Origin of the sequence: Nonomuraea turcica, assembly GCF_030718205.1 — a bacterium.
Taxonomy (GTDB): Bacteria; Actinomycetota; Actinomycetes; order Streptosporangiales; family Streptosporangiaceae; genus Nonomuraea.
Genome location: NZ_JAUZQF010000024.1, coordinates 30,718 through 42,166 on the forward strand (window position 1 = coordinate 30,718; position 11,449 = coordinate 42,166).

Sequence of the window (11,449 nt, forward strand, 5' to 3'; positions counted from 1 at the left end):
GTGCCTAGCGCCAGGGCGTGATTCCAGGGGATTGACACAGTTGATGAGACGCACGTCACAGCGAGCTTCCTGTCACGCATAGCCCGCGCTACCCGGTCAACCGTGTGGAGTGCCCTCGCCCTCGTCGCCGTCATCAATCAGCAGCCAGTTCGGCTAGGACCAGATCGCCCTGTTGCGACCCTAAGGAGAAGACACATGTCCCAACCTCTCCCGTTCGTGATCGATCCCACGGGTGCCGACCGGCATGCTGAATACCAGGCCCTGCGGGCTCGTGGTCCGGCCACGCCCGTGGACATCCTCGGCCTGCGCGCCTGGGCAGTCACCGACCCTGCCCTGCTCAAGACCCTGCTCACCAGCCCTGACGTCTCCAAGAACGGCCGCGCTCACTACCCGGCCTTTCAGCAGACGATCAGAACGTGGCCGCTCGCCCTGTGGATCGAGGTGCAGAGCATGCTCACTGCATACGGCGCCGACCACCGCAGGTTACGGCGGATGGTCGCCCCCGCCTTCAGCGCACGCCGCATCGCCGAGCTGAAGCCGACCATCCAATCCCTGGTCACCGAGTTGATCGACGACCTTGCCACGGTGCCCCCCGACCAGGTAGTGGACCTGCGCGAGCGGCTGGCCTTCCCGCTGCCCATCGCCGTGATCGGCCACCTGATGGGCGTACCGGAAGACCAGCGGGACGATTTCCGGCAGCTCGTCGACAACGTCTTCGACAGCACGCTCACGCCTGAGCAGGCCCAGGCCAACACCGCACGTCTTTTTGAGGCCACCGACCAGTTGATCGCCGCCAAGCGCGGCAACCCCGGCGACGACATGACCTCCCTCCTCATCGCGGCACGCGACGAGGAGTCGGACGGCACCGGCTTCACCGATGTCGAACTGCGCGACACGATGATTCTGATGATCAACGCCGGGTACGAAACGACCGTCAACGTCATCGACCAGGCCGCCTTCGCGCTGCTGACGTCCCCCGACCAGCTCCGCCTCGTCCGCACTGGCCAGGCCACCTGGGAAGACGTGGTGGAAGAAACCCTTCGCGCCGAGCCCGCCATCAAGTACTTGCCGCTGCGCTTCGCCGTCACCGACATCAAGCTGCCCGACGGACAGGTCATCGCTGCGGGAGACCCCATCCTCGCCGCGTATGGGGCCGCCAACCGTCACCCGGACTGGCACGGGCCGGACGCCGACACCTTCGACGTCACTCGCAAGGTGAAGGACCACCTGGCGTTCGGCTACGGCGTTCACTTCTGCCTCGGCGCTCCGCTGGCCCGCCTCGAAGTCACAGAGGCCCTGCGTCAGCTCTTCGAGCGCTTCCCCGCCATGTCACTCGCAGTACCGGCCGACGCGTTGCGGCCGGTACCCACTCTCATCAGCAACGGTCACCAGGAACTCCCGGTGTACCTGCGCGTCGTCGAGTAGCACGGCCCGGCGTCGGGCGCACTGTTCAGGGAGTTGTCACAGATCGGGGCGCTGTCCGGTCCTAGCTGGTGCACGGCCGGATCCGAGCCGGCCACCGTTTCGCGAAGGAAGCCTGATGAGCACCGCGCACGCTCACCACCTCGAGAACCCCGACAAGAGCGGGCCGCCGCCGAAGATCGACGTAGTCGCCACCGTGCCGGGGGCGCCGCCTGCGCCGCAGGGGGCCGAGGCGATGACGATCCTGGTCACGTTGCCACCGAACAGCCCTGGCGCGCCGCCTCACCGGCACTCCGGGCCCGCGTACGGGTACGTGATCAAGGGCGCCATCAACTTCGAGCTCGAAGGCGAACCCGTACGGGTTGTCCGGGCCGGTGAGGCGTTCTGGGAGCCTGGCGGGGACGTGATCCACTACCAGGACGGCAACCACCTCGCTGACGATGAGTCGGCGTTCGTGGTGACGATGTTCTGCGCGCCCGGGCAGCCGATGTTGACCGTGGTCAGCCCGGAGGAATTGGAGGCTCGGCGAGACCTCCGGGTGCAGTCGTGACCAAGGTTTCGTTGACTGCGCACGTTCGCAACCTTCTCGCGCTTGCCCGTGAGGCGGGCAGTGGTCGCAGTGCCACCACTGTCCACGGTGGACACGATCGTTCGTTGCGGCAGACCGTGATGGCGTTGCGGCAGGGCGAGCACATCCACGAGCACGAGCATCCTGGTGAGGTCACGGTGCACGTACTGCACGGGCGGGTGCGGCTGGTCGCCGGGCCTGACACCTGGGACGGGCTGCCGGGTGATCTGCTGGTCATGCCCGAACGCCGCCACCGTGTGGAGGCCGTGGAGGACTGCGCGTTCCTGTTCACCACCGCACGTTAAAAGCAAAGAAGGCGGGAACCGGGTTCGGTTTCCCGCCTTCTGCTTTGCCCGAAGGTCATTCGACTGGCTTGCCGCCGGCGGAGACGTCCTCCAGCCAATGTCTCAGATAGGATCTGGCCGCCAAACGCATATATATCGGTAAACCCCAGCGAAGGTGGCACCGTGACAGAGACCGCGCCGCTGCGGGGACGGCAGCGAGAGTTGGCGGAGCTGGACGCGCTGGTGAAACGGGCCGGCGCCGGTCGTAGCGGCGCGCTGGTCCTCTCCGGCGAGGCCGGCATCGGCAAGACCGCGCTCTTGGACCGCATGGCGGCGCACGCCGCGACGGACGTCCGGGTCGAGCGCATCGTCGCGTCGGAGTCCGAGATGGAGCTGGCCTACGCCGGCCTGCAGCAGTTGTGCGGGCACATGATGAGCTCGGCCGGGCGCCTGCCTGCCCCTCAGCGTGAGGCGATCGAGGCGGCGTTCGGCCTGCGCCAGGGCTCGGCCCCCAGCCCGTTCCTCGTCGGGCTCGCACTGCTCGGGCTGCTCACCGAGGCCGCGGGCGACCGGGCGCTGCTGTGCATCGTCGACGACGCGCAGTGGCTCGACGAGGCATCGGCGCGCGCTGTCGCGTTCGCCGCCCGGCGTCTCGACGCCGAGGGGATCGCCATCGTGCTCGCCATGCGCACGGTCGACGAGGTGTTCGCCGGGCTTGGGCGGCTGGTCGTCGAAGGGGTGGGCGACGACGACGCGCGCGAGCTCCTGCGCCTTTCGGCCCCCGGCGGCCTCGACCGGCGGGTACGCGACCAGCTGATCGAGGAGGCACGCGGCAACCCGCTGGCGCTGCGGGAGCTGCCCCGGTCGCTGAGCCCGGCCGAGATCGCCGGCGGGTTCGCTCTCATCGGCGCGATGCCGCTGGAGAGCCGTATCGAGCAGAGCCTGGTCGCGCAGCTCGAGCCGCTGCCCGAGTCGGCGCGCCTGTTGTTGCTGCTGGCGGCTGCAGACCCGACCGGCGATCCCGGGCTGCTGTGGCGTGCGAGCGCGGCACTGGGACTGGGCCTGAAGGACTTCGACGCTGCCAAGGACGCCCACGCGCTCGTCGTCGGCACGCGCGTCGGCTTCCGCCATCCGCTCGTGCGGTCGGCGGTCTACCGGTCTGCCTCGCCGCAGGACCGGCGGCGCGTCCACGCCGCGCTGGCCGACGTCACCAGCGTCGATCACGACCCGGATCGCCGGGCATGGCATCGCGCCAGCGCGACGTTGCACCCGGACGAAGAGGTCGCCGCTGACCTCGATCGGTCCGCGATGCGTGCGCGGACCCGCGGCGGCGCGGCCGCCGCTGGTGCGTTTCTGGAGCGGGCGGCGGAGCTGACGCCTGAGCCGGTCCGCCGCGGGCAGCGGCTGATCGCGGCCGCGGAGGCCAAGCACGAGGCGGGCGCGCCCGCAGCCGCCCTGCGCCTGCTCGACGCCGCCCGCGACCATCCCCTCACCGCATTGCAAGAGGCGCTCGTCGCCCGGCTGCGCGCTCGCGCCGGATACGCACTGCGGCGCGACAGCAGCGGTGCGCGGCTCCTCCTCGCCGCGGCGCAGGGTCTCGAAGGGCTGGACCCGGTGCTCGCCCGCGACACCTACATCGAGGCGCTGTCGGCCGCGATCTACGGCGGTCGGCTCGGTGACGCAGAGCAGGTGGCCGCGGTCTCGAACGCGATCCTGGAGGCGACCGCCGATGAGGAGTCCGACCGTGCGCGGGACCTGATCCTGCGCGGCCAGGCGCTGCTCGCCGCCAAAGGGCAGGAGGCCGCGCTCGAGACCCTACGCCGGGCGCAGCGCGCGTTCCTCGAGCAGGCCCCGGACTCTCTTGAGCTGCACTGGATGTGGTTCGCCTCCCGCGCCGCGCAGGACCTCTGGGACGCCCGCGGGCTCCGTGCGCTCGCCGATCGGCAGGTCGAGCTCGCCCGCGCCGAAGGCGTCGTGACAGTGCTGCCGATCGCCTTGAGCCTGCTGATGGTGGCGCAGACGGTCGACGGCGAGCTGGACGCGGCCGAAGCCTCCTGCGACGAGATCGACGCCATCAAGGACGTCACCGGCCACCCGCTGCCGCAGTACGGGCGGTTCTTCCTCGCGGCATACCGAGGGCAGGCCGACGAGGCGGAGCGCCTGGCGGAGCAGATCCGACCCGACGCGCAGGCGCGGGGCGAGGGGTACGGGCTGAGTGCGATCAATTTCGGGGAGGCCATCCTCTACAACGGCCTGGGCCGCTTCGCCGAGGCGGTGACCTCCGGTCGCCGTGAGCTGCCGTACACGCACGAGCTTAGCCACGCGATGCGCACGCTGCTCGAGCTCGTGGAGGCGGCCACGCACACCGGCGAGCGCACGCTCGCCGAGGAGGCGTTCGAGAAACTGGCGAGCGTCACGCGGCCGGTGGGGACCAACTGGGCGTTGACTGTGCTGACGATGGCGGAGGCGCAGCTGCGCGAAGGCGACGAAGCCGAGGCCCTGTATCGGGATGCGATCGAGCGCTTCGAGTACGAGCGGATTCCCATCATGGTGGGGCGCTGTCGCTTGCTGTACGGGGAGGAGCTGAGCCGCCAGGGCCGGCACGCCGATGCGCGCGAGCAGCTCCGGGCCGCGTACGAGCTGTTGTCGGGCATCGGCTTGAACGGCTTCGCCGAGCGCGCCGCACGCGAGCTGAGCGCGAGCGGCGAGACCCTGCGCGTGCGCGTGCATGCGTCGGCGGCGCAGCTCACCGACCAGGAGCTCAATGTGGCGCGCCTGGCGCGCGAAGGACTCACGAACCGGGACATCGGCGCGCGGCTGTTCATCAGCGCGCGCACCGCCGAGTACCACCTGCGCAAGGTCTTCATGAAGCTCGGCATCAGGGGGCGCGCCGAGCTGAAGACCGCGCTCGCGGAGCTCGAGCACGCGGCGCCGGGCACCGGATAGCCCATGCGCGCGAGGTTCACCGAGGCGGCCCAACGGACTCCATCGGTTGTGCGGGGGATTCGATGATGACAGGGCGTAGGCGTACCGAGATCGCGAAAGCGGCGGCGACGGCTGCCATGCCGATGCCGGCCCACAGGTTGGCGTTCACGTCGCCGGTCTTGGCCCGGTTCGCGGCCGAGTCCATGACGAGCCCCATGATGATCAGCACGGTGCCGTAGAAGCTGATCAGTCCGGCGATGACGACGCGGATGTCGAAGGCGCCGGCCTTGCGGGGGCCGGCGTTTTCACTCGCGGCGCCGTGCCGGCTCGTGGCGAGCTGGTCGTCGGTCATGTAGCGGCTCCTTTCCGGTGAAGAAGGGTGGTCATCGGAAGATCACGTTGAGGGCGGTGACGAGCACCAGGGAGATGCCCGCGAGCTTCGCCGGCGCCTGGTACCAGGGCAGGCGGCTCGCCGCCGGATCGGTGCGCACCGCCTTGGGCGTCTCGGAGAAGACGAGCCCGCTGAGCTCCCTCGCCGGCTTGGGTGAGGTCATCAGGCTGACCAGGACGCTCACCGCGATGTCCACGACGAACGCGACTCCCGCGGACACGAAGGCCGCTCCCTGTCCGGGCAGGTCGATGACGCCCAGCTCGTTGAGCAGCCATACGGTGACCGCGCCCAGAGTCCCGGATACCAGTCCCACCCATCCCGCGGTCGCGCTCATCCGCTTCCAGAGGATGCCGAGGATGAAGGTGGCGAACAGCGGAGCGTTGAAGAAGCCGAACAGGGTCTGGAGGTAGGTCATCAGGTTGCCGTAGCCGGCGGCGATGAACGCGGTGCCGATGGCCAGGAGCGTCGCGCCGACCGTGGCCCACCGGCCGACCTTCAGGTAGTAGCCGTCGGAGCGGCCCTTCTTCACGTACTGCTGCCACAGGTCGTAGCTGAAGACGGTGTTGAAGGCCGAGATGTTGGCCGCCATGCCGGCCATGAACGCGGCGAGCAGGCCCGTCAGGGCGATGCCCAGCAGCCCGGTGGGGAGCACGTCGCGCATGAGCAGCAGGATCGAGTCGTTGTACGTGATGCCCGAGCTTTGATCGCCGGCCTTGAGCCGCACCACCTCGGGCACGAGCACCCCCGCGATCATCCCGGGGATCACCACGATGAACGGGATGAACATCTTCGGGAACGAGGCGATGATCGGCGTGCTGCGCGCGGCCGACATCGAGCTGGTGGCCATCGCGCGCTGGACCTCGACGAAGTTCGTCGTCCAGTAGCCGAAGGACAGCACGAAGCCCAGGCCGAAGACGATGCCGATGACGGACAGGACCGAGTTGCCGAACCCGGCCAGTTCGTTGCCCGGCCACGAGTTGAGCTGCTCAGCGCCGCCCCCTACGGCCGTCCGCACCCTGTCGACCAGGCCGCTGACACCGCCGACGCGGTGCAGCCCGATAAGGGTGAGCGGCAGCAGCGCGGCGACGATGACGAAGAACTGCAGGACCTCGTTGTAGATGGCCGCGGACAGCCCGCCGAGGGTGATGTAACTGAGGACGATCGCGGCGGCGAGGAGCAGGGCCACCCACAGCGGCCAGCCGAGCAGGCCGTTGACCACCGTGGCCAGCAGGAACAGGTTGATCCCCGCGATGAGCACCTGGGCGAGCGCGAAGGTGATCGCGTTCACCAGGTGTGCGCCCGGACCGAAGCGGCGGCGCATGAACTCGGGGACGCTGCGCACCTTGGACCCGTAGTAGAAGGGCATCATCACGATGCCGAGGAACAGCATGGCCGGGACCGCGCCGATCCAGTAGTAGTGCATGGTCGGCATGCCGTACTCGGCGCCGTTGGCCGACATTCCGATGACCTCGACGGCGCCGAGGTTCGCCGAGATGAAGGCCAGCCCGGTGATCCAGGCCGGCAGCGACCGCCCCGACAGGAAGAAGTCGAGACTGCTGGAGATCCTCCGGCGCGCGGCCACTCCGACCAGCAGGACGACCGCGAAGTAGACGAAGATCAGCGCATAGTCGACGAGTTCGGCGCCGATCCTCAGAGGGTTGTCCACGTCGCGCAGGGAGAAGGCGGTGAGCTCGAGGCTCATGAGCGCTGCTCGGGTGGCACGTAGCCGAAGGTGGGGCCGGCCATGGTGCCGTCCTCGTCGGGCATCAGCATCAGGGCGTTGGCCTGGCCCTTGAGCGTGTACATGGTGCCGACAGCGGACCCGAGCAGTTTCGGGTCGCCGTTGAAGGCCTGCTCCAGCTGGTTCAACAAGGTGCAGTAGGTGCGGTTGAACTCTTCCTGCGCGGTACGGATCGCGCTGCCCGGGGCGTGATCGGACAGCCGCGGGTTGGGCCGCATCGGGCGCACGGCGGCGAGGTTCGTCGAAATCGGCTCGCCGGTAGGCCCGGACTGCGGGCTGTCGCCACGCCGGTAGCGCCGGCCGAGTTTGAGCTCCTGGAAGCGGTAGTAGTGGGCGACCTCGTCCCGATCAGGGTGGAAAATGTCCTGGTCGCCGTCCCAGACCTCGCCCCGGGCCGTGCCCTCGCCCTGTTCGACGATCTCCTCCAGCGCCCCCAGCGCCGACTCCAGATCCTCCACCGCGAACAGCGACCCCGCGGTGTGCCGGAAATGGCTGCCGCTCACCTGGCGGGCCGGGTCGCCGCCGAAGACCTCCCGCTCGCCGAGTTTCTTGCACAGGTGGCGCAGCCCTTGTTCGATCGCGTCATAGAACTGCCCGATCGTCTCGTAGCCGTCGCCTTCCGCCGGGGCGCCGGGCGGCGCAGGCCGTTCCAGGCGCAGGAACATCTCCAGGGCCTCCGGGCCGAACGGGAGCAGCGACAGTTCCAAATCGCTGTGGGGCAGCGGCCGGGGATAGGGCGGCAACATCCCCGGCATGTCGAGGCGCGGCCGCCCGCCGACGGCGTTGAGCAGGTTCGCGACCAGAGCCAGGTGCAGCATCTCCTCGGCGAAGACGCTGCCCACCACCTCCATTGCCTCGGGGTTGCGCTCGGGGTCCAGGGAGTACAACGCGCACAAGTACGGTGGCAAGGTCGCGTGTTCCAGCTCGACCGCCCACTGCAGATGCTCACGCAGGCTGTCGAGGGTGTCGATCCGTGCTGACCCGGGAACAGCGACAGTCCCCTGTGGTTCCACATTCTTCATCAGAGTCCTACCTCCATTGTCGCCAGCTAAGACCGGACAGCCCTCCGCACGCGTGACAGCTCCCGGGGATTTCCTTGACATCCATGAGTTCCGCATCGGCCACCGTCAGGCCGTGGCCAGCCGTTGGCGGGCGCGTATCCGGCGGCGCTCCTCCGGAGTGGTGCCGCCCCACATACCGTCCGCCTCGCCGGTGCGTACGGCCCAATCGAGGCAGGCCGCTCGTACGGGGCAGGTCTGGCAGATGTGCCGTGCCTGCTCCTCGCGTTGACCGGGATGGTCGTCCCACGTGATCGGGAAGAAGAGGCCGGGGTCCGCATCCAGGCAGGCCGCACGGGCCATCCAGCGCAGAGGGGATCGAGGCTCTCGATGCTGATGAATCTGATGGACGGTCATGATCTCCACCTCATGAGCGATGGGTCGGTGTGGTCATTTCAGGTGTGCGCCTGCCTTCGGTGGCGGGCCGGAACAGGGAGCCGTTCTCACCGATGGTTCGCCTCACCGGGCGAAGGAGTGTGAAGCGCGTGGGGCCGGCAGGCGAGCCGGGGCCGGATGGGTCTCATCGGCGCGGCTGCCGGCCCAAGGGGGCGCCGGATCAGGCGCCGGCCCAAGAGAGCCGCCGGATCAGGCGGCTTGGTGGCGCTGCCAGTGCTCTTCGAGGGCGGCGGCGACCTGCGCCGGCCGCTGCAGCACCGGCCAGTGATTGCAGTCGAGCTTGATCACACGTTCCGCCCGGATGGCCCGGCCAAGTTCGTCGGCGAACTCGACCTGACAGGCGGGGTCGCGTGCGCCCCAGAACACGAGGCTGGGCGCGGTCATCTTCGCCAGCTCGGGTTCCCACTCGGTGCCCATCCGCACCGCGGAGCGGTAGAGCTTGAGAATGCTGTCCTTCATCGGCGCGTCCACGTGCCGCACCATCTCCTGGGCCAGGTCATCTGGCACCTCGAAGCCGGTGATCAGGTCGTCGGCGAAGCCCTGCGGCGTCAGCTCGGCCATGAAGCGGTCCCCTTCGACCGGGTCCTGCCAGACCTTGGCCAGCGGATGCCAGACGTACCGGGCGCTGATGGGGCCGTTGCCGCCGGCCCAGGTGCGTACAAGGTCAGGACGCAAGGACGCGACCCGGGCGGTGAGGATGCAGCCCCAGTCGTGGCCGACCAGGTCGACCGGCTCGCCGATCCTCTCCAGACGGCCGATCAGCCACTCGGCGTACTCCTCCTTGGTGCTGCCGAAGCCGTCCGGGCGTGGAGCGCCGAAGCCCGGCAGGTCCCAGGCTTCCACGTCCGTGCGCGTCAGGTGCCGGCGGACGCCTGCCCAGACGCGGTGGGTGTCGGGCGGGGACGCCGTGGATGAGGATCGCGGGCATGGGAGTGTCACTCCTGCGCGTGGTGGACGGCGTCGAGGATGGCGGCGGTCACGGCGTCGGGCTCGGAGGCGGCGAGCGCGTGGGAGGCGCCGGCGACCTCACGGGTGCCTCGGGAGCCGGCGCGTTCGGCCATGAAGCGCAGAGCCGCCGCCGGGATGTTGAGGTCGCGCTCGCCGTGGACGAACCAGGACGGTGTGGTGCGCCAGGCGGGCTCGTCCGCTGTCAGGGCGTCGGTCAGCGCCTGCTCGGTGACCGGCCGCTGAGTCGCGGCCATCAGCGCGGCCTCGCCGGCCTCGAGGTCGGCGCAGAACTGATGGTGGAATTTGTCCGCGGCGATGCGGAACTCGTTGCCGCCGGAGGCGACCGGGTAGGCCTCCAGCGCGCCGCCCAGGGTGCTGCCCTCGAACTTGCCGGACAGCAGGAACGCGCTCTCGCCTGGCTCGGGGGCGAAGGCGGCGACGTAGACCAGGGCGCGCACCGCCGGGTTGCCCGCCGCGGCCTGGGTGATCACCAAGCCGCCGTAGGAGTGGCCGACCAGCACGACCGGGCGGCCGATGCCGGAGATCACGTCCCGCACGTACGCGGCATCGCCCTCCACACTGCGCAACGGGTTCGCGACGGCGACAGCGGTGAGCTGGTTGGTGTGCAGGCGCTGGATGACGCGGTTCCAGCTCGCGGACTCGGCGAAGGCGCCGTGGACCAGGACGATGACGGGCTGCTCGCTCATGAGGTGGCCTTTCCGGTGTTCAGGGCGGTCTTGAGGAATGCGATGGCCTGGGCGGTGGCACCGCGGGAGGCCTGGGTGTCGCGCAGCGGGTTGAGCATCATGAAGTCGTGCAGCGTGCCGTTGTAGCGGACGCTGGTGGTGGGGACGCCGGCCGCGGTGAGCTTGCGGGCGTAGGCCTCGCCCTCGTCACGCAGCACGTCGTTCTCGTCGACGATGACGAACGCGGGCGGCAGTCCGGCCAGCTCTTCCAGGCTGGCACGCAGCGGCGAGGCGGTGATCTCCGCCCGCTGGGCGGGGTCGGTGGTGTAGGCGTCCCAGAACCAGGCCATCGCCCCGGCGGTCAGGTACGGGCCGTTAGCGAACTCGCGGTAGCTGTCGGTGTCCTGGGCGGCGTCGGTGACCGGGTAGTACAGCGACTGGTGCACGAAGGTCACGTCGCCGCGCCGCTTGGCCATGATGGTCAGCGCGGCGGTCATGTTGCCGCCGACCGAGTCACCGGCGACCGCCAGCCGGGAGGCGTCCAGGCCCTCTTCGGCGCCGCGCTTGGTGATCCATTGGGCGGTGGCGTAGGCCTGCTCGATCGCGACCGGGTAGCGGGCTTCGGGCGAGCGGTCGTATTCGACGAAGACCACCGCGGCGCCGGCCCCGACGGCGAGCTCGCGTACGAGCCGGTCGTGGGTGCCGGCGTTGCCGAGAACCCACCCGCCACCGTGCACGTACAGGACGGCGGGCAGCACACCTGTCGTTCCTGCGGGCTTGACGATGCGTACGCGCACGTCGCCGACCTCGGCCGGGACGATGATCCACTTCTCGTCCACCTCGAGCTTGTCGATCGGGGCGGCCTGCAGGTCATCGAGCACCTTGCGGGCGCCGTCGGTCCCCAGCTCGTACAGGAAGGGAGGCTTGGAGGTCGCGTCGGCGAGCTCCTGCGCCGCCGGCTCCAGGATGTAGTCATTCATGCGGAATTCTCCATTCCATCTCACTCACCAGGGTTGGGAGTGATTCGCCC

General features: G+C 69.4%; 11 protein-coding genes. 4 read left to right on the forward strand and 7 right to left on the reverse strand.

Going from position 1 to position 11,449, the window contains the following annotated elements:
* Nucleotides 1-195 precede the first annotated feature (195 nt).
* The 4 genes from Q9G87_RS45420 (at nucleotide 196) to Q9G87_RS45435 (ending at nucleotide 5,220) form a co-directional block, all read left to right on the forward strand.
* Nucleotides 196-1,425 carry a cytochrome P450 family protein gene (locus Q9G87_RS45420; RefSeq protein WP_305922858.1) on the forward strand — a complete coding sequence of 410 codons (1,230 nt, stop codon included), beginning with the start codon at nucleotides 196-198 and terminating at the stop codon, nucleotides 1,423-1,425.
* 115 nt (nucleotides 1,426-1,540) lie between these two features.
* The gene (locus tag Q9G87_RS45425; protein WP_305922859.1) at nucleotides 1,541-1,972 is read left to right on the forward strand and encodes a cupin domain-containing protein; all 432 of its coding nucleotides are present in this window, start codon (nucleotides 1,541-1,543) and stop codon (nucleotides 1,970-1,972) included.
* Nucleotides 1,973-2,076: 104 nt separating this feature from the next.
* Nucleotides 2,077-2,295, forward strand: coding sequence for a cupin domain-containing protein (locus tag Q9G87_RS45430; protein WP_305922860.1), 219 nt, complete (start codon nucleotides 2,077-2,079; stop codon nucleotides 2,293-2,295).
* A gap of 162 nt (nucleotides 2,296-2,457) precedes the next feature.
* Complete coding sequence (locus Q9G87_RS45435; protein ID WP_305922861.1) at nucleotides 2,458-5,220, forward strand: AAA family ATPase; 2,763 nt, start codon at nucleotides 2,458-2,460, stop codon at nucleotides 5,218-5,220.
* 16 nt (nucleotides 5,221-5,236) lie between these two features.
* Here Q9G87_RS45435 and Q9G87_RS45440 read toward each other — a convergent pair whose 3' ends face one another.
* The 7 genes from Q9G87_RS45440 to Q9G87_RS45470 all read right to left on the reverse strand — a co-directional run bounded on the left by Q9G87_RS45440 (nucleotide 5,237) and on the right by Q9G87_RS45470 (nucleotide 11,399).
* Nucleotides 5,237-5,551: a hypothetical protein gene (locus tag Q9G87_RS45440; RefSeq protein ID WP_305922862.1), complete on the reverse strand. Its 315-nt coding sequence runs from the start codon at nucleotides 5,549-5,551 to the stop codon at nucleotides 5,237-5,239.
* A 31-nt stretch (nucleotides 5,552-5,582) separates the two neighbouring features.
* Nucleotides 5,583-7,292, reverse strand: coding sequence for a sodium:solute symporter family protein (locus Q9G87_RS45445; protein WP_305922863.1), 1,710 nt, complete (start codon nucleotides 7,290-7,292; stop codon nucleotides 5,583-5,585).
* The gene (locus tag Q9G87_RS45450; RefSeq protein ID WP_305922864.1) at nucleotides 7,289-8,353 is read right to left on the reverse strand and encodes a ferritin-like domain-containing protein; all 1,065 of its coding nucleotides are present in this window, start codon (nucleotides 8,351-8,353) and stop codon (nucleotides 7,289-7,291) included. Before Q9G87_RS45450 ends, Q9G87_RS45445 begins: the two co-directional genes overlap by 4 nt.
* Before the next feature lie 105 nt (nucleotides 8,354-8,458).
* Entirely contained in the window at nucleotides 8,459-8,746 is a 288-nt protein-coding gene (locus Q9G87_RS45455) for a WhiB family transcriptional regulator (protein ID WP_305922865.1), read from the reverse strand.
* Nucleotides 8,747-8,974: 228 nt separating this feature from the next.
* Nucleotides 8,975-9,724, reverse strand: a complete 750-nt coding sequence (locus tag Q9G87_RS45460; RefSeq protein WP_305922866.1) for an alpha/beta fold hydrolase — start codon at nucleotides 9,722-9,724, stop codon at nucleotides 8,975-8,977.
* On the reverse strand, nucleotides 9,721-10,440 hold the full coding sequence (locus tag Q9G87_RS45465; protein ID WP_305922867.1) for an alpha/beta fold hydrolase: 720 nt from the start codon (nucleotides 10,438-10,440) through the stop codon (nucleotides 9,721-9,723). Before Q9G87_RS45465 ends, Q9G87_RS45460 begins: the two co-directional genes overlap by 4 nt.
* Nucleotides 10,437-11,399 (reverse strand): alpha/beta hydrolase, encoded by a 963-nt coding sequence (locus tag Q9G87_RS45470; protein WP_305922868.1) that lies wholly within the window; start codon nucleotides 11,397-11,399, stop codon nucleotides 10,437-10,439. Before Q9G87_RS45470 ends, Q9G87_RS45465 begins: the two co-directional genes overlap by 4 nt.
* Nucleotides 11,400-11,449 lie beyond the last annotated feature (50 nt).